The sequence below is a fragment of the Priestia sp. AB genome, assembly GCF_028369225.1.
GTDB lineage: Bacteria > Bacillota > Bacilli > Bacillales > Bacillaceae_H > Priestia > Priestia megaterium.
This window is the reverse complement of sequence record NZ_JAQMYN010000001.1, coordinates 867,795-892,121: the sequence shown is the minus strand read 5'-3', so window position 1 is coordinate 892,121 and position 24,327 is coordinate 867,795. Positions and strand designations below refer to the sequence as shown.

At 37.8% G+C, this 24,327-nt stretch carries 28 protein-coding genes; 8 read left to right on the top strand and 20 right to left on the bottom strand.

Going from position 1 to position 24,327, the window contains the following annotated elements; genetic code table 11:
• Nucleotides 1-79 precede the first annotated feature (79 nt).
• Together POF52_RS04550 and POF52_RS04545 are read right to left on the bottom strand one after the other, a co-directional pair.
• Complete coding sequence (locus tag POF52_RS04550; RefSeq protein ID WP_016765283.1) at nt 80-205, bottom strand: hypothetical protein; 126 nt, start codon at nt 203-205, stop codon at nt 80-82.
• 102 nt (nt 206-307) lie between these two features.
• Nucleotides 308-712 (bottom strand): secondary thiamine-phosphate synthase enzyme YjbQ, encoded by a 405-nt coding sequence (locus POF52_RS04545; protein WP_176583292.1) that lies wholly within the window; start codon nt 710-712, stop codon nt 308-310.
• Nucleotides 713-830: 118 nt separating this feature from the next.
• Here POF52_RS04545 and POF52_RS04540 point away from each other — a divergent pair, with 118 nt between their 5' ends.
• From POF52_RS04540 to POF52_RS04530, 3 genes are read left to right on the top strand one after another with little or no spacing between them, the layout of a single operon-like run.
• Nucleotides 831-2,261: a spore germination protein gene (locus POF52_RS04540; protein ID WP_271990103.1), complete on the top strand. Its 1,431-nt coding sequence runs from the start codon at nt 831-833 to the stop codon at nt 2,259-2,261.
• 21 nt (nt 2,262-2,282) lie between these two features.
• The gene (locus POF52_RS04535; protein ID WP_176583294.1) at nt 2,283-3,386 is read left to right on the top strand and encodes a GerAB/ArcD/ProY family transporter; all 1,104 of its coding nucleotides are present in this window, start codon (nt 2,283-2,285) and stop codon (nt 3,384-3,386) included.
• A complete protein-coding gene (locus POF52_RS04530) occupies nt 3,383-4,510 on the top strand; it encodes a Ger(x)C family spore germination protein (RefSeq protein ID WP_176583295.1) in 1,128 nt (375 codons plus the stop codon). Before POF52_RS04535 ends, POF52_RS04530 begins: the two co-directional genes overlap by 4 nt.
• 6 nt (nt 4,511-4,516) lie before the next feature.
• On the opposite strand, the gene POF52_RS04525 is transcribed toward POF52_RS04530, so the two are convergent.
• Nucleotides 4,517-4,885, bottom strand: a complete 369-nt coding sequence (locus tag POF52_RS04525; RefSeq protein WP_013084654.1) for a hypothetical protein — start codon at nt 4,883-4,885, stop codon at nt 4,517-4,519.
• 230 nt (nt 4,886-5,115) lie between these two features.
• Here POF52_RS04525 and POF52_RS04520 point away from each other — a divergent pair, with 230 nt between their 5' ends.
• Entirely contained in the window at nt 5,116-5,718 is a 603-nt protein-coding gene (locus tag POF52_RS04520; protein WP_013058688.1) for a DUF3885 domain-containing protein, read from the top strand.
• A gap of 39 nt (nt 5,719-5,757) precedes the next feature.
• Here the strand turns inward: POF52_RS04520 and POF52_RS04515 are convergent, their stop codons facing one another.
• The 5 genes from POF52_RS04515 to POF52_RS04495 all read right to left on the bottom strand — a co-directional run bounded on the left by POF52_RS04515 (nt 5,758) and on the right by POF52_RS04495 (nt 9,662).
• The gene (locus tag POF52_RS04515) at nt 5,758-6,453 is read right to left on the bottom strand and encodes a hypothetical protein (RefSeq protein ID WP_271990095.1); all 696 of its coding nucleotides are present in this window, start codon (nt 6,451-6,453) and stop codon (nt 5,758-5,760) included.
• The gene (locus POF52_RS04510) at nt 6,453-7,322 is read right to left on the bottom strand and encodes an ABC transporter ATP-binding protein (protein ID WP_176583297.1); all 870 of its coding nucleotides are present in this window, start codon (nt 7,320-7,322) and stop codon (nt 6,453-6,455) included. Before POF52_RS04510 ends, POF52_RS04515 begins: the two co-directional genes overlap by 1 nt.
• A complete protein-coding gene (locus POF52_RS04505; protein WP_013058691.1) occupies nt 7,319-7,687 on the bottom strand; it encodes a GntR family transcriptional regulator in 369 nt (122 codons plus the stop codon). The genes POF52_RS04510 and POF52_RS04505 overlap by 4 nt, the downstream gene beginning before the upstream one ends.
• Before the next feature lie 105 nt (nt 7,688-7,792).
• Nucleotides 7,793-8,548 carry an alpha/beta family hydrolase gene (locus POF52_RS04500; RefSeq protein ID WP_271990087.1) on the bottom strand — a complete coding sequence of 252 codons (756 nt, stop codon included), beginning with the start codon at nt 8,546-8,548 and terminating at the stop codon, nt 7,793-7,795.
• Nucleotides 8,549-8,771: 223 nt separating this feature from the next.
• A complete protein-coding gene (locus tag POF52_RS04495) occupies nt 8,772-9,662 on the bottom strand; it encodes a YitT family protein (protein ID WP_013058693.1) in 891 nt (296 codons plus the stop codon).
• Nucleotides 9,663-9,920: 258 nt separating this feature from the next.
• On the opposite strand from POF52_RS04495, the gene POF52_RS04490 reads away from it, so the two are divergent.
• From POF52_RS04490 to POF52_RS04480, 3 genes are all read left to right on the top strand, one after another.
• Nucleotides 9,921-10,730, top strand: coding sequence for a DUF4397 domain-containing protein (locus POF52_RS04490; protein ID WP_095378679.1), 810 nt, complete (start codon nt 9,921-9,923; stop codon nt 10,728-10,730).
• Nucleotides 10,727-11,350, top strand: coding sequence for a class F sortase (locus POF52_RS04485; protein ID WP_013084660.1), 624 nt, complete (start codon nt 10,727-10,729; stop codon nt 11,348-11,350). The genes POF52_RS04490 and POF52_RS04485 overlap by 4 nt, the downstream gene beginning before the upstream one ends.
• A gap of 128 nt (nt 11,351-11,478) precedes the next feature.
• Nucleotides 11,479-12,297: a glycerophosphodiester phosphodiesterase family protein gene (locus tag POF52_RS04480; protein ID WP_025750187.1), complete on the top strand. Its 819-nt coding sequence runs from the start codon at nt 11,479-11,481 to the stop codon at nt 12,295-12,297.
• A 27-nt stretch (nt 12,298-12,324) separates the two neighbouring features.
• Here the strand turns inward: POF52_RS04480 and POF52_RS04475 are convergent, their stop codons facing one another.
• The 12 genes from POF52_RS04475 to POF52_RS04420 all read right to left on the bottom strand — a co-directional run bounded on the left by POF52_RS04475 (nt 12,325) and on the right by POF52_RS04420 (nt 22,253).
• The gene (locus POF52_RS04475) at nt 12,325-13,011 is read right to left on the bottom strand and encodes an ABC transporter permease (RefSeq protein ID WP_176583299.1); all 687 of its coding nucleotides are present in this window, start codon (nt 13,009-13,011) and stop codon (nt 12,325-12,327) included.
• A 1-nt stretch (nt 13,012) separates the two neighbouring features.
• Nucleotides 13,013-13,855, bottom strand: coding sequence for an ATP-binding cassette domain-containing protein (locus POF52_RS04470; RefSeq protein WP_176583300.1), 843 nt, complete (start codon nt 13,853-13,855; stop codon nt 13,013-13,015).
• 120 nt (nt 13,856-13,975) lie between these two features.
• Entirely contained in the window at nt 13,976-14,485 is a 510-nt protein-coding gene (locus POF52_RS04465; RefSeq protein WP_074893251.1) for a GNAT family N-acetyltransferase, read from the bottom strand.
• A 35-nt stretch (nt 14,486-14,520) separates the two neighbouring features.
• Nucleotides 14,521-15,726 (bottom strand): TolB domain-containing protein, encoded by a 1,206-nt coding sequence (locus POF52_RS04460; RefSeq protein WP_176583301.1) that lies wholly within the window; start codon nt 15,724-15,726, stop codon nt 14,521-14,523.
• Between the two features lie 101 nt (nt 15,727-15,827).
• Nucleotides 15,828-16,646 carry a membrane protein insertase YidC gene (yidC, locus tag POF52_RS04455; RefSeq protein ID WP_176583302.1) on the bottom strand — a complete coding sequence of 273 codons (819 nt, stop codon included), beginning with the start codon at nt 16,644-16,646 and terminating at the stop codon, nt 15,828-15,830.
• Between the two features lie 21 nt (nt 16,647-16,667).
• Complete coding sequence (locus tag POF52_RS04450; protein WP_013058702.1) at nt 16,668-16,940, bottom strand: hypothetical protein; 273 nt, start codon at nt 16,938-16,940, stop codon at nt 16,668-16,670.
• A 211-nt stretch (nt 16,941-17,151) separates the two neighbouring features.
• Nucleotides 17,152-18,531, bottom strand: a complete 1,380-nt coding sequence (locus POF52_RS04445) for a sucrose-specific PTS transporter subunit IIBC (RefSeq protein WP_016765300.1) — start codon at nt 18,529-18,531, stop codon at nt 17,152-17,154.
• A gap of 179 nt (nt 18,532-18,710) precedes the next feature.
• Complete coding sequence (locus POF52_RS04440; protein WP_128819878.1) at nt 18,711-19,538, bottom strand: PRD domain-containing protein; 828 nt, start codon at nt 19,536-19,538, stop codon at nt 18,711-18,713.
• A 37-nt stretch (nt 19,539-19,575) separates the two neighbouring features.
• Entirely contained in the window at nt 19,576-20,073 is a 498-nt protein-coding gene (locus tag POF52_RS04435) for a PTS sugar transporter subunit IIA (protein WP_013084668.1), read from the bottom strand.
• A gap of 255 nt (nt 20,074-20,328) precedes the next feature.
• Nucleotides 20,329-20,955 carry an FMN-dependent NADH-azoreductase gene (locus tag POF52_RS04430; RefSeq protein WP_013084669.1) on the bottom strand — a complete coding sequence of 209 codons (627 nt, stop codon included), beginning with the start codon at nt 20,953-20,955 and terminating at the stop codon, nt 20,329-20,331.
• A gap of 139 nt (nt 20,956-21,094) precedes the next feature.
• Nucleotides 21,095-21,547: a transporter gene (locus POF52_RS04425; RefSeq protein ID WP_271990067.1), complete on the bottom strand. Its 453-nt coding sequence runs from the start codon at nt 21,545-21,547 to the stop codon at nt 21,095-21,097.
• A 160-nt stretch (nt 21,548-21,707) separates the two neighbouring features.
• On the bottom strand, nt 21,708-22,253 hold the full coding sequence (locus tag POF52_RS04420; protein WP_271990064.1) for a hypothetical protein: 546 nt from the start codon (nt 22,251-22,253) through the stop codon (nt 21,708-21,710).
• Nucleotides 22,254-22,941: 688 nt separating this feature from the next.
• On the opposite strand from POF52_RS04420, the gene POF52_RS04415 reads away from it, so the two are divergent.
• Nucleotides 22,942-24,108, top strand: a complete 1,167-nt coding sequence (locus POF52_RS04415; protein WP_013084672.1) for an FtsW/RodA/SpoVE family cell cycle protein — start codon at nt 22,942-22,944, stop codon at nt 24,106-24,108.
• The last annotated feature ends 219 nt before the right edge of the window (nt 24,109-24,327 follow it).

Below are 24,327 nucleotides of genomic sequence, written 5' to 3'. Positions count from 1 at the left end.
TCACAATGAAAAAAATCCGAACGATTCATCGTTCGGATCCTCTTTCAACTGAAATACTTTTGTTCCGGCCTTCCCCATTTTATCGACACGTACTGTAATACTCGTTGACAATGTCTAAAATAGTTGGGTATTCTTCCACCCATGTAAAATTTGTTTTTTCGTTTTCTTTTTTCACTGTTTCTTGTTCTGCACCGATCTTTTCCATTGTTCAATCTCTCCCTTTAACTGTTATATAACATTTATATTAACTAATCTTTGTTTTATAACAACTTTAAAAAGAAAATTGGACAATGCGTATGAAAAAAAGTTATTGTAGGGATAAAGTTTTCACATAATACGTACGAGTCCTTGGTCCATCAAACTCGCAAAAATAAATTCCTTGCCACGTTCCTAGCAGTAGCTGCCCGTCGTGAATGATTATATGCTGAGAGGCGCCGACCGTGCTCGCTTTGAGATGTGCCGCCGTATTTCCTTCCATATGAAGATCTAACTTATGTTCCCAAGGATATACTTCATCGAAGCGTCGGATCATATCGGTTTTTACATCCGGATCCGCATTTTCATTAATTGTTATACCAGCGGTTGTATGAGGACAGTAAACAACTACAGCCCCTTCTTTTAATCCTTCTGTTCTTATTACTGCTTGTACCTGACTCGTGACGTCGATCATTTCGTCACGCTTATTCGTTTTTAACGTAAATGAATGCAGCATGCCATCACCTCTTTTCTTTACCATAACATATCTTTTCTATTCTTCCACATTTTTCGCATAACTCGTTTTTACATCGTAAACACTAAGCTCATTAACACAACAGGCGGTGAGTTTATTTATGCTCGATTCAAAATTTCAGCCCAATGCAGACTACACCGTTCAAACGTTTCTAGATTTGGTGGGTCAAAATACAGATGTTGGTTCCAAAAAATTATGGCTGTCTCCCACAAAATATATATGCATTATTTATCTCCAAGGATTAGTAGACGGAGAAAAACTTGATAATCTTACTCAGCATGTTGTTGAGACAAAAGCAAAAAGTGAAACGCAAACACTCGATGACATCGATTCGTTTATTTCTGTCATTAAAGACAAAGAAGTTTATACATACAAGCAAGCGATCTCGTGTTTTTTTAAAGGTCAGCCCTTGCTGTTTATTAGCGAGAGCACCACGGCATACTCATTGAATATGTCTATGACCAAACAGCGCTCTTTAAATGAACCTACAACAGAAAAAGTAGTGCGTGGCCCTAAAATTGCTCTTATCGAAAACTTAGATGAAAACCTTGGTCTTTTAAGACAGCGTTCTACCGAAGAAGAAATGGTTATTGAAGACATTTATATTGGAAATACAAAAGAACATCGAACAAGTATCGTTTTTCATAATAAACACTGTCAAACTCACATCGTGAATCAAGTCCGAGAGAAATTATTAGACATTCCTTTAGATAACATTCAAGATTCAGGAATGATTGAAGAATTTTTAGAAGAAGCACCTTACTCACCGTTCCCTCAAGTACAAAATACAGAAAGACCGGATCGTGTTCTCGCTGCGGTGAATGAAGGGCGAGTAGCCATTTTAGTAGATGGCTCTCCTTTTGCTCTTTTAGTGCCTACAACTTTCGATATGATTATGAAATCACCCGATGATTATTACGAAAGATGGATAGCTGGTTCATTGCTAAGATTACTAAGGTACTTGTCTATTTTTATTACCCTATTCTTTTCAGCTATTTATATTTCACTCGTTTCGTTTAACCAAGGCCTTCTTCCGACGGAGCTAGCTATTACTATTGCGGCCACACGAGAAAACGTTCCTTTTTCTCCTTTTATCGAAGCAGTGGTAATGGAAGTGACGCTTGAATTATTACGCGAAGCCGGGCTGCGCCTCCCTACTCCTGTCGGACAAACAGTTGGACTTGTAGGCGGGGTTGTGATTGGTCAAGCAGCAGTGGAAGCCCATATCGTTAGCTCCGTTATGATTATTGTTGTATCTGTATCGGCAATTGCGTCCTTTACCGTTCCTCAGTACGGAATTGGCCTTTCGTTTCGAATTTTGCGTTTCGTCTCTATGATGATTGCAGCAATCTTTGGATTATACGGAGTTACCATGTTTTTTCTTGTTCTCGTCATTCATCTAACCAAGCTCGAAAGTTTTGGTATGGCTTACTTCAAACCGTTTTTTGCGTTAAATAAAAAAGCGTGGAAAGATTCTTATATTCGTCTGCCAAACAAAAGTCTAAAACAGTCTAAAAATAAAGCCAAATAAAACTGACAAAAGGAGGACCATATGGAACAATCACAGTCACAATCAAGCAAGCTTCTTTCAGACTTTTATGCCATTTCAATTATCTCTTCAACCATGCTGGGCGTCGGTTTATTAACACTGCCAAGCAGCATTACAAACCAGACAAATAATGCAGACGGATGGATTGTACTTATTATGGACGGCCTTTTGTTTATTGGAATTGTTCTTTTTTTAGTCTGGATGGTTAAATATTTTACGATTAACTGTATGTTTGACTTCACCCAAGAAGTAACCGGCAAGCTGATTGGAAATATCTTCAACTTCGCTATAGTCGTTTATTTCACATCTGTAGCAAGTTTTGAAGTAAGAGCTATGGCAGAAATGATCCATTTCTATTTACTGGAAACGATGCCCATTGAGTTAATTATCCTTTCGTTTATTTTGACAGGCGTCTATTTAATCACTGGCGGTATTAATTCTATTGGAAAAGTAATGGCCCTATGTTTTCCTGTAACGGTCATCATTCTTCTTATCTTATATCTTCTTAGTATCGGAATGGTCGATTTAAAAAACTTACAGCCCGTGTTAGCCGATGGATTCAGCCCGCTTCTTGCTGCTTTTACAACCGTCTCTGTTTCCTTTTTAGGGATTGAAACGATTGTATTTCTTCCAAAGCATATGAAAAACAAAAATCATTTACGAAAAGTTTCTATCATCGGATTTTCCATTCCTTTACTTTTATATATTATCACTTACGTATTAGTTGTCGGCGCGTTATCCGTTCCGGAGGTAAAAACAACCGTTTGGCCTACGATTGAATTTGTTCAGACGCATGAAGTAAAAGGAATTTTCTTTGAGAGGCTTGAATTATTTTTACTTATTGTCTGGCTTCTTCAGTTTTTTTTAACCTTTGTAATGTATTTCTTTTTAGCTGTTTCAGGATTTAAAAAGATTTTCAAAAACCGATCAACTACTAATATTATCTTTCTTGTGCCCGTTTTATTTATGAGCTCTCTAGCGCCCAAAACAGCAAGCGACGTGTCACATTTTTCAACGGTATTAGGCTGGGCATTTTTAGTGACATTTTTAGTTATCCCTCTTTTTTTCAGCATGTTAATGAAAATAAAAAAGGTTGTGTTCAAATGACGAAAAAATGTCTTCCTGTCATGATGACCATTTTTTTATTATGCGGCTGTATGAGCCATCGAAATATTGAACAACTTGCTCTTGTTATAGGAGTGGCAATGGATATTACATCGAAAATCGAACCAAAAACAGGAAAAAACCAACTTGTGCTGACTCATCAAATGTTAACCGAAACGGAATCCGGAAATATGTCTTCTTCCATTCCATACAAAAACATTACAACAGCTGGTCCTACTATTCATGAAATCACGCGAAATATTTCGCTGAAATCTGATCCTATATACAGCCAGCATCAGCGAGCACTTTTAATAGGAGAAAAAGCGAGCAAGACCATCCCTCTGGATGCGCTTATCAATCAGTTTGTCCGTGATAATGAAATACGGCGCAGCAGCCTTGCGTTTGTTACAAAGGGCGATGCTAAAAACGTTTTAACGATTCAAGGAATGTCTGTACCGCCTGTAAACTTAATTTACGAGCTTGTTTACAATAAATTCAAAACGAATAAAATTTTAAATCCCCTAACAATGGGAGAGCTATCGGCCAAGTTAAAAACCGATCAAAGCTTTTTAATACAGCGGCTTTCCAAAATTAAAAATAGCGTTGAACTAGACGGTGCCGCGATCATCAAAGATAAAAAAGCAAAATTCATCTTAACTCAGCACCAAGTGGAGGCTTTAACGTGGTTAACGGGGAATATTAAAGGCGGAATTATTTACGGCAAACACGGGCCATACCCCTTTTCCTATGAAATTGGAGATGTTCAGCAAGATGTGAAGGCTCGGATTGATTCAAGTCACTCCGTTCATTTTGACATCAACGTTCAAACAAGCGGCAGGCTATCAGAAGATTGGGAGACTTCAAAACAGGCTCTTGCCGCCTCTAATGTAAAGAACACCGAAAAAAAAATAGAAAAAATTATTCGAAAAGACGCAGAAAAAACACTCCGCTTACTGCAAAACAACTACAAAGCTGATGTGATTGACCTGCATGATTACGTACGAATTCATTATCCTCATTTTTGGAAAAAACATCAGCATGAATGGGATGAAATATTTAGCCAGTCGACCATCGACTATCATGTTCATGTTCAAATTAAAGATTTCGGGACACAGGGCAGGGATTAGCTCTTATCACTCAACGCCAGCTTCAGTCAGCTCTTTTTTCTTTAGTTCCATAATCGTGAACTTATCGGTATAGTTTTTGCTGACGAACAGCTGGCGTTCATTGTCGTTATTAAAATAAAATTTTTTATCATCTTGATATTGAAAATTCACTTTTTTCTTTTTCATTTGTTTAATAAACGTTAAGTAGTCATCTGAATGAATGAGATACCTTTTAGGCTTATCCGATATTTGCACAACGTCTTCACCCGAAGATTTTAATTTTACAATACTCCATGCAATGGGAAGAGGATTACCTTCTTGAAAGATCGTTTTGTGAAAAATAAGCACAAAGAAAGCAGCTGTAATAATTGAAATAAGAACAAGCTGTTTTTTCACCGTATATCATCCTTTCTTCACGTCGTTACTACGTTAAGTAATACGACAGGCGTATGAAAAAACCTGTTCATCCGCAAAGGTTGTGTAAAGAAATAATGCAAAATCAACAAAATATAACAGTTTGGTTACCTTTTGATTAAATAACATTACTTCTTTACAAATTTAGCTAATCACGTGATAGACTAAACTCAACATATTAAGTCAGGACTAAACTAAATGAGGTGTTGCGTATGACTACAATGCGGCTTCAATCATACTTAACAACAATGTTTCCAAATGTTCAAATGAAAAGACCTCTTTTTTATAACGCGCCCGCAGGTATCCGCTTTACGCTTACCAATCAAAAAGGTGTGTGGGAACGAGAATATATGAAAAATGTGTACGCACGCGCTTACGAAATTTTTGAGACACTCCATGAAAAAAATGATGAGCTGTTACTTGTTTTCAAAGCGAATGCTGCACAGGATGATTTACTTTTAAAAAAGAAAAAAGAAACAGCTATTAAAAAATTCATTCGCTCTCGCCTGAAGAAACAAGAAGTTCAATCCGTGGCATTATTAAATAACGCTGAGTATATTATTGCCTGTAAAACAAATGATGTGAAAGAAAAGCTTCTTTTGCAATCAATCGCCAACCGCGATCTTCATATTCATCCGGCTATTGAAGAAGAGTGTTATATTGTGAATTTGAATAAAGAAACCATCTTCCACCTATACGACGAGCGCGGGCTGGACATTGTATCGAACAATCAGTCTTCTCTTCAACTTCTTCAGCAAAAGTTTCACGACTGGATTCTAGATATTGATGCAGCTTGCTCTAAAAAAGTACAATAAAAAAAGCAATCATTCAGTAAAGGAATGATTGCTTTTTTATTAGGCTTGATGGACAGGAGACGCTTTTTTTAAAAACAGCCAGTTGATAAGAAAGAATAGGAAGCTTGCGATAACCATTGTTCCGAATGTAAGTAACAACGACCCATTCGAAAAGCTTTTTATAAAATGAATAACTGGTTCTTTTGTCACTGGAATCGTAAACAGTAAAATTAAAACAGCACCTGTGATCATCCCTCCTGTTTGCCCGAATTTGTAAACGATGCTGCCGAGCAAACACGATGCTGCTGTAATAAAAAAGATAAATACAGCGTCCGTTAAAAAGTGAACAGTGACAGTGGGGTCATGAAAGATAAAATCGCTCGCATAATAAAGCTGAATATTCATTAAATTCGAACCATTAATCACCTTTATTGAAATGCTCATGATGACAACATTGATAAGGGACATTACAAGTGCAAATAAAGCAAAAACACAGGTCATCGTTAAAAGATATGCTTTACGAGTAGCTCCTAACTTTAAGCAAAAGGAAAAACTTTTTCGAATGATAATAAAACTTACAATACCTGAAAAGATGTACTGCGGCATACTTGTTACTAATAGAAGATGCTCATTCACCTGACTGAAAACTAAAATATCTACTACAACAAAAGCTAACAGAATCGTCCAAAAGCGAATCATTAAATACTTTAGTTCAACGTAGAGCGAATAACTAATGGCGGCAAACTGTCCTTTCATTACGCTACACCTCCACGATTTGCTGTAAGATAAATCATAATATCCTGTATATGAACAGCTTCTATATGAAATGAACTGTCGACAAGCTCCTCAGCATAAATATCTTCATTAAAGAGCACTATTTTTTTCTCTCCTCCGAATACTTGTTCATGGATTACTTGCTTTCCTTTTTCATATTCTTCAATTTGACTTTTAGGTCCTTTTACACTTACACAGCGCTGCTGCAAATTTTCTGCCGTATCCTGAAGAATCAGCTTTCCTTTTTGCATAATGAGTACTTCTTCAAATAAATTACTTACCTCATCAATTAGATGCGTTGAAATAATGAACGTGCGTGGATATTCTTCATATTCATCCAATAGAAGCTCATAAAAACGCGCTCGCATCGCAGCATCAAGTCCAATATAAGGTTCATCAAAGATTGTGATGCTCGTTCGGGAAGATAGCCCAACAATAATTCCTAATGCTGATTCCATACCTTTAGATAATGCTTTCACTTTCATATTACAATCTAAATTGAACTCTTCCATCAGCCTCTCAGCAGCTTCTTCGCTCCAGTAAGGATAAAAAAGTGACGCAATTTTTAACACGTCTTTGACTTTTAATGTTTTTTTGAAATTTCCGCTTTCGTTAATTAAGCAGATGTTTTGCAAAACAGAGCGGTTTTCAAATGGAGATTGATTGCCCACTTTTACCTCTCCTGTCGTAACTGGAATATGCCCGGCTACAATTTGCATCAGAGTCGTTTTGCCCGCTCCGTTTCTACCTAGCAACCCGTATATTTTATTTTTTGCTAGCGTAAGTGAAATGTCTTTTAACACGTGTTTAGATCCGTAGCATTTATTTAACAGCTGCGCTTCTATATTCATTTTATTTCCCCCTTGTCTAACAGCTCTTTTAACTCGTTTACCGTAATCCCCAAATGCTGTGCTTCTTTTTTCAGGGGAACGATAAAACGGTTATAAAATTCTTCTTTTCTTTGTGTAAGTAATACTTCTTTGGCGCCCGCACATACAAACATCCCTATCCCTCTCTTTTTATACAATATTCCGTGGTCAACTAGCTGATTAATTCCTTTAGCTGCTGTTGCAGGGTTAATGCGATACATTTTGGCAAATTCATTCGTAGACGGTACTCTTTCTTCTTCTGGAAAAGCATCGTTCAAAATATTCTCTTCGATGGTTTCTTTGATTTGTTGAAAAATTGGTCGCTGATGATCTAATGATTGTTTCATTTTGACTACCTCACTTAAGTGGTTCATTACTTATGTAACCAACTATATAACTAACTGGTTATTTTTTCAAGTTTTATTTTCAAAAAAAGAAAAAAAGTCCGTCAGTTAGTTACTGACGGACTTTTTCATTTGACTGTTTAACCACTTGACCGTTCTTTTTACTAGCTCATCCTGCTGCTCTTTAGGGGAAATACTGGCTTTGTTATCGCCTTTTTGTTTCCCGTACATTCCAAACTGTGCGTGATTAGCTCCTTTTACTTGGACCAGCTCCGTATTTTTTGAAAGTAAATGCTTGGTTTCTTTAATTTTTTCAGGCGTCGACAAACCATCTTTCTCACCGGTTAAAGACAAAATAGGATAAGTGGAAATTGAAAAATTATTTTTATTCATCGGATACGATGCTAAAAGAACTAAGCCTTTTATTGAGTTTTGATGATCATACGCATAAGACGCTGCACTCACTCCGCCAAGGGAATGCCCTCCGATAAACCATGCGGAAATCTTCGGATAGCTCTTCACAATATCCGTCGCTTTGTTTTGACTAAAAAAACTCATATTAAACGGAGAATCTACAACAGTAACAAGATATCCTTCATTTGCAATTTGCTGAGCATAATAGCCATATGCTAACGGCTCTACTTTAGCACCTTGATAAATAATATAGCCTGCTTTTATCTCTTTGTTCGTTTGAGGCTTGAATACGTAATAATCGTCTTTCTTCACTACTTTTTTCTCATCTACTAGTGAGTAAAGCTCCTTTGAAGGTTCATAATCAAAACCTGACCATATGACAAAAAAAGCCACAGTTACTGCAACAAGAACAGCAAGACTGACTCCTACTATTTTTAACGTTTTTTTCATGTCACTCCCTCTTTCTGTTTTTTACTATGTACTCTTTTTATATCTTTTAGACATTTTACATGTTTGTTTTAAAGATATACAAGAAAAAAGAGAGGTTCGATATGCCCAAAGCAGGACGCAGCAGAAGCCACATAAACCATTCCATATACTCGAAACAAAGAGAGAAAATTAAAAAGGCTGCTGCATGTAATAACGGGACAGCCTCATTAGCAGACAACCTTCACTAATGAATATCTCGTTTCTTAAACCTCCCTCCTCTAACTTCAGCAATAGCTGCTACAGCAAAAAAAGCAGATGGATCTATCTCATCGATAATCGCTTTTAGCTTTGCTTCTTCAAGCCTGGTAATCACACAAAAAATGACTTTTTTATCATCTCCCGTATACGCCCCTTCCCCATTTAAATACGTGACGCCTCTGCCTAAACGAGCAAGAATTGCTTCGCCAATTTGTTCATATTGTTCGCTGATAATCCAAGCTGACTTAGACTCATCTAACCCTTGAATCACAATATCAATCGTTTTAAAAGCAATGAAGTAAGCCATTAAAGAATACATAGCGCGATCCCAGCCAAATACAAAACCGGCACTTCCCAAAATAAATAAATTAAAAAACATAATCGTCTCACCTACGGAGAAAGGCGTACGCTTATTAAATAAAATAGCTAATATCTCGGTGCCGTCTAGCGAACCTCCGTACCTAATAACAATTCCTACTCCCACACCGAGAACAATTCCGCCAAACACAGTGGCTAAAAGAGGGTCACCTGTTAAGACCGGTAAGTCGTGAAAAATAGATGTAGCAATGGATAGAATGATAACACCTAAAAGCGTAGATAGCGCAAATGTTTTTCCAATTTGCTTGTAGCCAATAAAAAAGAATGGAAGATTTAATACGAAGATATAAAAGCCGATTTGAACATCCGTTAAGTGGGATAAAATAATAGATATACCTACAATTCCACCGTCAATAACCTCATTAGGGACAAGAAAAAATTCTAGCCCGACGGCCATTAAAAGGGCTCCCACTAAAATAAACAGCATGCGCTTTACAATCATTTTAGCTGATAGCGAACGATGAACAACCTTTTTTATTTCATGATTCGTTTGCAGCACATAACTTCCCCTCCTTTTGCGATAGAGACATCAACTACTAACCAAACCCTTATATTAATATTATCACAAAATTCAAACTATTTATCTGCTCTTTTACAAAAATTTCATCTAATGAAATAAATTATGCATATATTGGATAAAATTGTAGATGATAACAAGTGAATAAATGCCCGAGTACGTTCAAAAGTGAATGCATGCCCACCACTTTTCATACGGGACTAACAGGACAAACTTAGATTAAAAGGAGAGTAAAACGTTATGAACCGTGTAAAGATTATTGCTGCTTCTTTACTCGCAGTTTTATTGCTAGCTTTTTCAGATAATTTCACTTCTGCAGCTGTGCAGGAGGCGATGATACGAGTTGTGCATGCGTCACCTGATGCACCTGAAGTAGATATATATGTGGACAATCAAAGCATCGTAGTCGGCGCATCGTTTAAAGATGTGACAGATTACCTTAAAGTACCTGCGGGGTCTCATAAAATAGAGGTATATGCCATAGGTACAAAAGGAAAAGAGAAACCTGTCATTTCCACTAATGTAACCGTCGAAGCAAACAAAGCCTATACCCTTGCTGCTATTAACCAAGTTGCACACTTGGAATTAAAAGTAGCTCAAGATGATATGAACGTAGCTAAAGGAAAGAGTAAAATCCGAATTGCTCACTTTTCTCCAGATGCTCCCGCTGTTGATGTAGGTATTAATCACGGCCCTACTTTGTTTAAAGACACTGCTTTTAAACAAATGACAAATTATTCTGAAGTAGATGCCGGAACCTATGATTTGACCATTACAACTAGTCAAGACAAGAAAAAAGTACTGGACATTCCAAACCTTAATTTAGAAGCTAACACGGTCTACACAGTGCTTGCTATTAACAAAGCTGACAGTCTTGAAACGCTTTTATTAAAAGATAATACGGCTATGCCTTCTGAAATGCCCAAAACAGGTATGGGCGGTGCTTCACAGGATAATTATAATTCAATTGTGCCGGTTCTTACTTTATTAGGAATTGGAGCGGTTGCTATATTTGTTGTTCGTCGTCACAGAGGATACGAAAGCGAATGAAATGGATAGGAGGGGTTTTCACCTTTTCTTTTATACTATTCATGAGCAGCTGGTTTGCCCAATCAGCAATCGCAAACAGCTCGACGGATTTTGTTGTGAAGATGGCTGAAACAAAATCGGCTCAATCCTTGAAATCTTCAGGAACTGCTTCTACGCCTCTTCCATCTCAGCTTATTATTCCGAAGCTTCATATCAAGGCTTTTATAAAAGGAATGGGCCTTACTAACCAAGGTGAAATGAGTGTTCCTGATAATGGTCATGATGTAGCTTGGTTTAAGCTTGGAGCAAGACCCGGAGAGGAAGGAAATGCGGTCATTGCAGGACATGTTGATGATCAAAAAGGACCCGCTATCTTCTATCATCTCGACAAGCTTACAAAAGGAGACGAAATTCTGGTAACCGATCAGCAAGGGGATCAGCTGACCTTTGTTGTTACCAATAAAGCTTCTTACCCCCGAGATTCTGCTCCTATCAGAGAGATTTTCGGCCCAACTTTTCAACACCAGCTTAATTTAATCACCTGTACGGGAACATTTGATCATAAACAGAAAACTCATGAGCGCAGGCTCGTTATTTATACAAGCCTCCGCCCGGAAAAAACAGCCGATGTTTCTCACTAAACATCGGCGTTTATTACTTTTAATTACATACTCGTTCGTTTTATTTAAATATTTACACAGCCTTAATATGAACACAACATCTCGATAGTAAACTAATGCACGACCCCTCAATAAAAAGGAGTTTTGATATGAGACGAAAATGGTGGTTTGTAAGCTCACTCACTCTTTGTTTATGCGGTATTTTTATGTTTATACATACGCAGGCAGCTTCTACTCAAGCAGAAAAAGTAGCCATTATTGCTCATCGAGGCGCATCAGGTTATGAGCCAGAGCATACGATGCAATCTTATCTAGCAGCCGTTCAGCAAAAAGCGGATTACATTGAACTTGATCTTCATATGTCTAAAGATCAGCAGCTTGTAGCAATTCATGACTACAAAGTTGACCGAACGACAAATGGAACAGGATATGTAAAACAGTATACAGTGAAGCAGCTTCAGCGTTTGAACGCAGGAAAAGGTAATAAAAAAGCCGTCATTCCAACTTTAGAAGAAATATTCCGTACGTTTGGCAATCGAACAAACTATTATATTGAAACAAAATCTCCTCATGAATATCCAGGTATGGAAAAGGAATTGTTGACGCTGATGGCTAAGTACAACATTCATACCAATCACGTCATTGTACAATCATTTAGTCCTGAAAGCTTAAAAACCGTCCATCGATATCGACCTACTATGAAACTAATTCAACTGATTCGTTCTAAGCAAACCAATATGTTAACAGATCAGCAGTTCAGACAAATCAAAACGTACGCGAACGGCATCGGTCCGAACGCAAACACGCTGACAAAACCATATGTACAAAAAGCTCGCTCATACGATTTAGACGTTCATCCTTATACAGTAAATGACGAAAAACAAATGAGAACGCTTATCGAGTGGGGCGTAACCGGTATGTTTACTAATTACCCCGATCGTCTTTATAACGTGCTTCATAATAAATAAACACTTGCCGCGGCAAGTGTTTATTCTTTATACATCTCTTCTATTCGCTCTCCACAAGTACAGGCTAATTAATGCTATGGCATAAAGCAAAGCCCAGCCAAACACCAAAAATTTATTTAATCCTTCGTTAATAAATTGAATGATTGCAGATACGGGTGGCAATACATACAGCAGCAGTCCGCCTCCTTGATACGGAAATGAAACGCCTGCTGCTGCAAGCGTAACGATTAAAATAAATAGAGGTCCAAACCACGATAAGCTGCCTTCTCTTACAACATCTCTTGTGAAAACAAGGCCTATGCTCATACCAAGCAAACTAAACGTCCAGTGAATAATAAACCCAAACACCATTTGCCTAGTGGATATCTCCACTTCAAACATATCAAGGAGCACAGGATAAGCAATGGAAACCGCTGATAAAAATGTAAACAGCAGCGTACAGCTAATAAGCTTGCTCATAAAGTACTTGTTCTTTTTCCCTACATGAAGTTTTGTAATAACTTCTTGACTGGAATCTTCCGCGTGAAACAGCGACATCGTAAACCAAGTGGTTAGAAAAAAGAGGAAAAGTGCCGTATTAAAAAAGCTATCAAGCACCGGGTTCGGTCTATATGTATAGTTCATACACAGCGAAATAATATAAAGTGCAAGCGGCGGAATATATCGATACGATTTAATGTATGTAATAAAATGATAGCGAATCAATGCACCCATCTTAAATTTCTTCCCTTTCCATATGATATAGCTTTACAACTTCAGCTTGAACAGCAAGCAATTCTGCAAGAAACTCGTTTACATATTTTTTATCTATATAAAAAATCCAGTAGTTTCCATGCTGTTCAATTTTCGTGCACTTTTCTTTTAATAAGCGAAGCGGCTTATTGAGAATGACATTTGCCTCAATAACCGTTAAATGCTCAATGAGTTGAACGCGCTCATTTTTTAAAATGCGCTGTGAGCCAATGGTGATAACACGATCGGCTACAGCATGAATGAGCCTTTCTTCATGACACGTAAATACAATGGTCATCCCTCGTTCTTTGAGCTTTGTAAAAATTCGTTCTACTTCTAGCTGAGCACGAGCATCTAATCCTGATAGAGGTTCATCAAGCAATAGCAGCTTAGAAGAACTCAGCAGTGCTTGCATCATGTTGACTTTTTGCTTCATTCCTTTTGAAAAAGAAATGATTTCTTCGTGTCTAAACTCTGCCATTTCGAAAGTTTCGAGCAGCTCTTCAATTCTAGAGCTGCGCTTTTTCTTAGACAATCCTTGAATTCGTCCCATGTGCTGCAAATAACCTGCTAGCGTAAAACGCAGCTCCTGAGGAAATTGTTCCACCACAAATCCAGGCGTACCGGTTTCTTTATGAAGGTGAACTGTCCCTTTAGTCGGTTTAGATAATCCGCCAATCAGCTTTAAAAACGTACTTTTTCCCGCACCGTTTTTTCCAACAATTGCCACAGTCTCTCCTTTATAAAGGGTCGTATGAACGTTTTCTAATACGGTATGTTTTTTGTATACTTTTGCAACATTTTTTAATTCAATCAGTTTTTCCATCTGCTGCCTCGCCTCTCCATAATCCTATATGTTAAATCATAGCATATTTATGGGGAATGTGCTTCCATCTCTATACGTTTCAGCTAAATTTTTCCCGCACAAAAAAAGCCTTTGATATGATCAAAGGCTTTTTATAGACAATACCATATGCTCTTCATCGATAAATTCACCATCTACTTGAAGAGCTCTTTTTTCATACGCATAAGAAGTAAAACCGAGGCTTTTGTATAGGGCTTTTGCTCCTTCATTTTTAGCAGCGACGGCCAGGTAGATTTGCAAAACATTTGTTTTTGAAAAAGCTTGTTCAACAGCGGTTTTTAACAGCTTCTTTCCAAGACCCTTCCCCCTTGCTTCAGGGGCTACGTACATCCCCCAAATATCTCCCTTATGCTGAACTTTTAAAGGCTTTTGCTGCTGAAACCCTACGATCCCCACAAGCTGTTTTTCCATAAAAGCTCCTACTACAAATTCTGATTGGCTGCTTGGAAAATAATTTCGGATGTCAACAATTTCTTTTTCATATTCTTCTTCATAACTTAAAATAAAACTTTCAGGATGATCTTTTAAAGCACGAAGACGAAGTTCAAAGTACATGTCAGCGTCTTCTTTTACCAACAATCGTATATTCATGTTTTCACCTTAGTTTCTTATGTTTTAATTAGCTATTAAGGGTTGTACACGCTAAATACTTCATTCCACCGATACAGCTCATAATAATTTCCCGGCAGGTCTAAGCCTGAAATAAGTACCTTATCATTTTTCGTATCTTTTACGCGTGTTAAAAGATTTGCTTGTTTTCGATTTGTACGAATCCACATCGTTTGATTCGTTGCTTTATGATAAACAGGCGCATAATCTCCTAAGCCTTTTTGTGGAAATGTGAACTGACTTTGCTTATTGGTCTTTACGTCCATGCTATACAAAGAAGGCAGCGGCCTCTTTTTTTCATCATTCGACCACCCTGCTTCGGGCACACGTGAAATGATGATGTTATCTTTTTCTGTCCAAGTAAAATCCCAATCTGCGAAGCCTTTTGGAGTAAACACATGTTCTTTAAAAACCGGCATCTCTTTTAAAGTGAACTTTTTATTTTCAGTGGCAAACCTTCCTTCCCCATCAATAAATGCCAGTACTTGCTCTTCATTACTCCACTTAAACCAATTAGGTACATTAAGCATATCTCCCACTACTTGAAAAGCTTTCCCTTCTTTTGTAATGATGCACAGCTTATTTGCATCTGCAGACATCGAAGCCGTTGGAATAGCGATAAAACTAATCCATTGACCGTTAGGAGACCATTTGAAGCTGCTTGTTGTATACGCAAAAAACGAATCATTTTCTGCCGGGAGCGTCGTAAAAGCCTCCACTTTTTTTACATCTAACCCTGCATATTTGCTCACTGTATATAGCTTTACCGGTCCCCATCCCGTCGGCGCCAGCGCAGCAGCTGACGTAATTAAAAATCGATCTCCTTCTGGAAACCATGAAAACTGATCCACTCCTACGGCTACACGCTTCTTTTCATGCGTTTTAACGTTGTAATATACTAAGATTCCATTCGAAATATACGCAAGTTCCTCAGCAACCGTTGACCATTGATAATGAGTCACATCATGTTCAACAAGTAGCGGTTTTCCTTTTAACGGTGCAATCATTAAAGAATCATTTTCTGCATAAGCAACTATATCTCCATGTGATGACCATTGAGGCATAGAGGCATGACGGGCATAGGATAACTGCCTTTCGGTACCGTTATCATATACCCATAGGTTTCCTTGCCGTATAAAACTGACCTTCACTGTATTGGCAGCATTTATTTGCATAGGGAACAACATAAGAAAAAGCAGACATAACGCTATTTTTTTCACCATGTTCACTCCTGTCTTTTTTTATAGCGTTACACAAATCTCCTCATCTCATCACATTTTTGAAAAAATAAAAAAGCGCAGCGAATAGCTGCGCTTTTTGTATATTATGATTTTGACTTAGATTTTGGTGATGGTTTTGTTTTAGCTTGTGCTGTATTATTAGCTGCATCTTTTTCTTTTAATAAGCTCATACGTTTTTTCAAGTAGTAACCTTGTCCAATTCCGAATAAGTTACCAATTACCCAATATAATGCAAGAGCAGATGGAAGTGAAATTCCCGCTACTAAGATGAAGATTGGCATAATGTTCATCATCATTTTCATTGGAGGTTGAATTTCATCCGTCATACTTACACGAATTTGTAAGAATGTCGTAATCGCTGCAACTACCGGTAAAATGAAGTAAGGATCTGGCTTTCCTAAACTTACCCATAAGAATGAATGCTGTGCAATTTCATGCGTTCGTGCAATGGCATTATAAAATGCGATAATAATAGGCATTTGAATAAAGATTGGCAAACATCCGCCAACCGGATTAATTTTATGCGTTTGGTAAAGCTGCATCATTTCTTTTTGCTGCTTTTGCTGTGTTTCAGGATCTTTTTTACCAGCATATTTCTTTTGAATCTTTTCCATCTCTGGACGAAGTGCTTGCATAGCCATCGTGCTCTTTTGCTGTTTTAAAATAAGCGGCAATAGAACTAAACGAATGATAAACGTCGCAATAATAATAGACAGACCATAACTTCCGCCTGCCCACTCAGCAATTTTCGTTAATGCCATTGATAAAGGGTAAACAAAATAATGATCCCAGAACCCGCCGCTTGTTGCGGTTACTGGTGTTTTTGTGCTGCTACAGCCGGCTAGAGCTAAAAGAAGCGCTCCCATTAAACCAAGCAATAATAATTTTTTATTTCTTTTCATATTCTTTCCTCCTAATAATGACTAAATGTATGAAGTGTTTTTCAGAAGGAAAGGATCTTCTTCATCATTATTCTTCTCTTTAACTGGTGTTTTTCTATACACATGTATAAATACATTTCGTCTTTTCCATATTGTTAATACTGAAGGATCAATCCCTGCATTCACATGGTCGGTGACAGGTTCCGCATGAAAAGCCGTAAACCTAGCTTCACGAAGCATATAATAACAAAGGATGTATAAAACGAAAGCAGATAAATACGGCGCATATAGAAAAAGATCGTGATAAAATTCCATGTGCCAGCTCTCTTTCTGACTATAATAGTACAATCCAATATATGTAGTGTAGCATTTACGTTCCTGTTACACAACATCAACTTATCTCTTTGACTGTTCTACGTATTACTTTTTAAAAAGTTTCATATTTACGACACAAAATTTGCTCACCATAAAATATGATGAGCAAATCTAATACCATTCTCTATTCTCGTATACTTACCGATGGTTCTCAGTCTTCTTTTAGTTTCATGAACCACGTAACACCGAATGCAACACCTACAGAAATAATCATACCAATGATATAGTGAATTAAATTACTCATACCAAGCGGCGCAGCAATGGCCATCATTGGAATACCTGTAAGTCCGTAGGCATTGGCTACTACGTGCATAAGTACAACATAGCCTCCTCCGGCTGCTCCGCCTATAGCCGCAGCAATAAATGGCTTGCGAAGTCTTAAATTGACGCCGAAAATAATCGGTTCTGTAATTCCTAAGAAGGAAGAAATAGCCGCTGGAATCGCAATTTTTTTCGTTTTGGCATTTTTCGTCTTAAAGTAAACAGCCAGCCCTGCTCCTCCTTGCGCCACGTTCGCGCAGGCCCAAATAGGAAGTAAGAAGTTAACGCCAATCTTCGGATTAGCAAGCAGTCCTGCTTCAATAGCATGAAAACTATGCTGCAAGCCTGTTAATACAATGGTCGAATATAAGCCGCCAAACAAAATTCCTGCAAACACTCCGGCTACATCGTATAAAGACTGAAGGCTGATCGAAATTAAATCTCCAATATAGCGACCGAAAGGACCAATAAACACAAGTGATACAAAGCCTGTGATAATAACAGTTAAAAAAGGCGTAACAAGTAAATCAACCGAATTCGGCACAATTTTCCGGAGTCCCTTTTCAATTTTACTCATAACGTAGATAGCCAATAAAATCGGAACAACCGTACCTTGGTAGCCAATCAGCGGAATACTTAAGCCAAACAAATCCATATATTCTGGCTTAGCATCTGCTAATGTCCACGGATTTAATAACATCGGATGCGTTAAGATCCCTCCTATAACCGCTCCTAGATAAGGATTTGAACCAAATTCTTTTGCAGCTGAAAAACCGATTAAAATCGGTAAAATGATAAATGCTGCGCCTGAGAACATATCCAACAACACAAATAACGCGCTATCTTCTGAGACCCAGTGGAACGCTTTCATCATCCCGAGCAGTCCCATTAGTAAACCACTGGCTACAATGGCTGGAATAATCGGAACAAAAATATTGGAAAGCATGCGGGCAAAACGGGCAAATGGGTTCATTTTCTTTTTCATTTCTTCTTGATGATCCGCTGGGGCAGCAGCCTCGTCATCACCTAATTCTTTCACAAAAGCAGCATGGATTTTATTAACGAGACCGGTTCCAAAAATGATTTGAAACTGCCCTGAATTTGAAAAAGCCCCTTTTACATCTTCTATTTCATCTAAACCTTTTTGATCAATTTTGCTTTCATCTCGAATAACGAGGCGCAAGCGCGTAGCACAGTGCTGCGCACTAGCAATATTTTCTTTTCCTCCTAAAAGCGGAACAAGTTTTTCAGCAATTTCTTTTACGTCCATCTTACTTCCTCCTTTTTGTATGTCATAAAAAAAAGCAAGACCTAAAACACACTTATAAAAGACACACTTGTCCTTCATGCGCATTCTAGGTCTTGCCTGCTTTACCAGTCACAATCCCGATTATTCAATTAATACGCTTTCATTGTACTCAAAGCAACAATATTCGTCAATGTTTTTTTCTATATTCTTTGCTCTATTCGGCAAATGTGAAGCGTGATATATCCTAACTCCGCTTCTGGAAAATTAATTTCGTACTCATCTTTGACAAATTGCTTGATCGTTTCAGCACACTGATACGATTTTTTATATTTGACTTTTAATACGTTAAGCATCTCTTCATCCATCTCATGAAAGGGTTCATTTTGCGCTAAACGGTTTAACGCAAAGCGCAAGTGAGTCAGCAGCCGCTGATAGGACATGCTGTTTTCATCAATCTCCATATTCAGCTCTTTTTTTATAATCGTAACCATTTCATTAATAATCGTTGTATTCATCATGAGCTGCTGCATTCCCGGTGAATTCAGTTTCGCCGTATGAATATGAAGCGCAATATATCCCGCTTCGTCAATCGGCATCGTGATATCTAGTCTCTTTTTGATATGCTTAAGAGCCCATACTCCTATTGCATACTCAGGCTGATAGAGAGATTTAATTTCATTAAGCAATTTATTTTGTATGGAAATTCCGCGGGCTATCCTTTCGACAGCAAAGGATAAATGATCGCTCAAAGCAATATGCACATGATGACTTAATGTAGCAGAAAGCTGCTGCTCAGCATAAGAAATGATTTCTTCCGCCACTTGAATATGCTCTTCAGGAAGGTTTTTTAATAGTTCTTGAAACTTTTCCTGCTCTTCTTTCATGACAAAGACTTTCTCCACTTTTGCAGCATTAATAAGATCATTTTTACCTTTTTGAAAAGCAATACCGGGACCCATCGCAATTTTTTCAACTCCGCCTTCTTTAAAGACAACGGCGTTGTTATTTAACACTTTTAAAATCTTCAAATGCGCTCTCCTTTCTTAAAGGAAAAGGCCTTGCTAATTACTTCATCGTTACTTTTGCACAAGCCGTTTCGCCTTTTTGAACCGTCCCTTGAGCCAAAATTTCGAAACTTTCACTTGCATCACTGTTTGTAATAACGATTGGTGTGATAATGCTTTTCGCTTTTTCTTGAATAAGCGCTAAATCAAATGTGATAAGAGGTGTTCCTACACTTACTTTGTCACCTTGTGCCACGTGAGCTTCGAATCCTTCGCCTTCCATTGCCACTGTTTCAAGGCCGATATGTATTAATACTTCCGTACCGGCTTCTGTTTTTAAGCCTACCGCGTGTTTTGTATGGAAAAGCTGAACGACTTCCCCAGCAACAGGTGAAACAACTTGTCCTTCTGAAGGTTCGATTGCAAAACCGTCTCCCATCATCTTCTGTGCGAACACTGGATCTGGCACTTCGCTGATTGGCAGGATATTACCTGAAAGCGGAGCTAGAACGGTTGTTTCTTTTGATTTTGTCTTATTACCAAATAATTTTTTAAACATCTCAATCACCCTTTTTTAGATTGTACTTGTAGCATACCCCAATGATTCTGCAGAAAAACTTCCCCTATCCCGATGTTACGTTAACATGGTCATTATTTAACCATGCTTTTTTTGTCTTGTAAATAAAAATGTATAAGCGTTTTTATAAGAAGTACGTTCTCTACGCTGCATTTTATGTAACCCTTTGCATATTTTCAGAAGGAGAGTTATTAAATTTTAAACCTAAAAAAAAGCCCTTTTAAAGGGCTTTTGACATTAGAACGTTGATGCAACTTCTTTTGCTCTTTCAGATGCTTTTGCTAGAATATTGTCTGCTTCTGCTGGTGTGTAAGCCATGCCTTCTGCAACAACCAGGTGGAAATCTTGAACCCCAATGAAGCCCATCACTGTACGTAAATAGCTTTGAGTAAATTCTAGCTCTGCTGCAGGGCCTTCTGAATACACGCCTCCACGAGCTTCTAGTAATACTACTTTTTTATCTGAAGCTAATCCTACTGGACCGTTTTCAGTATATTTAAACGTTTTTCCTGCAATTAAAATGTTATCAATATACGCTTTCATTAGTGGAGGAAAGCTTAAGTTCCACATTGGAGCTGAGAAAATAACTTTGTCAGCTTGTAAAAACTGCTCTACTAATTCACCCATACGCGTTACTTTTTCTAATTCAACAGCTGATAATTCTTCACCAGCTCCAGCTTTTCCCCATGCCGCTAAAACATCTCCATCAATGAATGGAACTGTTTCTTTATACAAATCAAGCGTTGTCACTGTATCAGTCGGGTTTGCTGTTTTATACTCATCTAAGAAAACCTGTGCTAAACGAGTTGAAAATGATGCTTCATCAACCTGCGGATTTACTTTTACATATAATACATTTGCCATAAATGTCATCTCCTAAAAAGTGTCTATTATCATTAATTCAAGATATTACTAAACAAATTATCTTTAATTCGAGATTTATTATATAACGTCATTTTTTATGCGTCAACCTTTTCGCACAAAAAACTCCGCAAGCGGAGTTTTATACACATTGAAATTCTCGAATTTGATTTACATCTACCCCAGCATACACCCAGAAAGATCCTGTCCAGCGATATCCTGCAACTGAGCGTCTGCCTACAAAGGTTGGGTAAAACCAGTAAGGTCGACCATTTCTCGGCCATATATAAGTATATCGGTATAAGCACCCTGAAATAGCGCCTGGATCAACAGCATAAAGCGATGGACCTCCTGAACCTAGCTTTGGTGTAGGTGTAAAAGCTGGCGGCGGACTTGAAGGCGGCTGCGCTCCTCCCTGCGGCGGAAACCCTTGGCCCCCTCCTCCAGGTGGTGGTGGAAATCCTTGACCTCCTCCTCCAGGTGGCGGCGGTGGAAATCCTTGGCCTCCTCCTCCAGGTGGAAACGATGGAAACCCTTGGCCTCCTCCAGGTGGAAACAAATTTTGAAAACGTGGATCGTATTGATATGGATACATACGCACTCCCCCTTTATAATGCTTGCTACGTTACAATATGCATCATAATGAAGATAGGTGAATGTCTACTTTTACCTTCTATAGACTAATTGAACGATGTTAAACTTGGTAAACTTAAAGGGGAGTCTTATCAGAGGAAATAATAAATCCAACACGGAAACTACTTGCGTGTTGGATCTGCTTGCGGAAAATATTTTTCAATAAAATTATACAGCCAAAATACGGTAATCAAAATAGGAGCTATCAGAAAAGGATGTTGAATCCACATTTTCACCAGTACCTTTTCAAATGACGGAATCGATTTTAACACTTGAAATAACGAGCTTCCGCTAAAAATAACGCTCGTTCCTATCAATAAAAAAGATAGCCAGATAAATTGATCCATCCACATGCTCATAGAGATATAAAAACTAACACCGGTTCCTATGCCCCCCATTATTCCACTTAAAATACTTTTTACCGAAAAAGGAATCCCTACAAACCATCCGGCTCCTAGTCCTGCACACCCTGCTAAAATACTAGAAAAAAGCAGCGGCTGCTCAAGCCAGAGACATGCATTCACTCCAACCACTAAGGTGACATGTATTCCTACGTGAAGGGAAATTCTTTTGCCAACAGGCTCTGAAACATAATGATAGTAGCGCCCGCTATAAAAAATTGTCCACCATAATAATAATAATGCTGTCACACTTGCCCCTATAATCATAAACACACCTCTCTACGTTATGATTCTATTAATCTCTATCTATTATTTTCTTAATATCCTATGTCTTTGATACGGTAATCTATCCATATACCTTCCATACGTTCGTTCATCAGCAAGAAAGTCGAATGTAACTATATTCTTGTCTCAACTGTTTACTTGTGGGAGTGCTAAGAAGTTGAATGTCTGCATGTAGAAAAAGATAGTGTAGAACACTTTCTCTTATCTTTACTATTATTCATATGTATAGCTTGCTAGATTTAGTCCTCGCAGTTTAGAATTTTTCAGTGGTTCATATGAAACTATTTGCCCTTTCTTTCGTTATATATATACACGTTTCTTTATCTTTTCACGTGCAAAAAAAGATAAATTCCTATAATATGTTTTCATATTAACCTTTAAGGAGATAAAGAAGATGAATTGAATAAATCCCTACAAATAGAGTTTTTAGAAAAAAGAAATTGTTATCATTTCTCCTATTTATGTTATAGAATAATTCATGTATAATAAAAGGCTGTATGGTAACGCAGCTTGCGACATATCTTTTCTTACTTTTAGCAAGTCTATATTCAAAGCAAAAACTGCAAAGTGGGGTTAGTGCGACTCTTCATTAATCGACTTTGCATTAAAAACCAGCATTTTTCTTTTATCATAAAGAAAGAATGAGATTTAATAGTGACAGGTGAATAATATGGGTGAAAATCAAAGAAATGTTAGTAGATTTGACTGGAACTTGGCTTTCCTAATCTTCCTATTGTTTTGCGTAAGCGTTGTGGCAATCCATAGTGCTGAAAAAATTGGGCAGTATGATAAGAACTTCGTAGCGCAACAAGTTGTTTTTTATATAATCGGAATGGTGATTATAGGGTTTGTCATGCGTTTTGACTCCGATCAGCTTCAAAAGCTAACGTGGGTTTTTTATGGATTTGGTAACTTTTTATTGCTTCTTTTACTAGTGGCTCCGTCAAGCATTGCCAGAGAAATTAACGGAGCAAAAAGTTGGTTCACACTTCCCGGCTTTTCGTTACAGCCATCAGAGTTTATGAAAGTGTTTTTGATTATCACACTGAGTACGGTCATTGTTAAACACAATGAAAAATATCGTATTCGGACAGTAAGAGAAGACTTTTTACTGCTTGGTAAACTGGGTGCTGTACTTGCTTTACCTTTATTATTAATCATGCAGCAGCCTGACTTAGGTACCGCTCTTGTGTTCTTAGCAATCACAGTTGGACTTGTATTTGTTTCAGGCGTAAGCTGGAAAATCATCGCGCCTGCATTTTTAGGTATTACAGCGGTTGGTTCTGTCATTTTGGGACTTGTTGTTTATGCACCTAGCCTATTAGAAAAGTATCTAGGGGTTAAGCAATACCAATTTGGACGTATCTATTCTTGGCTTGATCCTGAGTCATATAGTTCGGGAGAGGGCTATCATTTAAAGAAATCGTTAGATGCAATTGGATCAGGAATGGTAAACGGTAAAGGAATCGGAAATGGAGTTGTCTATTTGCCAGAGGGGCAGACCGACTTTATTTTTGCGGTTATTGGAGAAGAGTTTGGCTTTATCGGCGCCAGCATTGTTATTAGTCTTTTCTTCGTACTCGTTTATTACTTGATCAAGCTAGGCCTTGAAACAAAAAATGAATTCAATTCTTACTTATGTGTAGGCGTTATTTCAATGCTTACGTTCCACGTATTTCAAAATATCGGTATGACCATTCAAGTCTTGCCTATTACCGGAATTCCACTTCCTTTTATTTCATACGGAGGTAGTTCACTGATGGGGAACATGTTTGCAATGGGTCTGATGTTTGGCATCTCATGGCATCACAAACGCTATATGTTTGGAAATGATTAAAGAGAGACGATGGTCTCTCTTTTTTCTTTTATCTCCCTATTAAGCATGCTACAATAAAAAAAACGCTTCCAAATCCTGTTTTAAAAGGAGTAGATATGCATGCTTGATTACCAATATCGGCGCAAAGCCTATGCTATTTTGTTAAAACAGACATCCGTACCTTCATCTACAACTTCTTTTTCCACCTGGCTCATACAGCTACTAAAACGAAACAAGTAA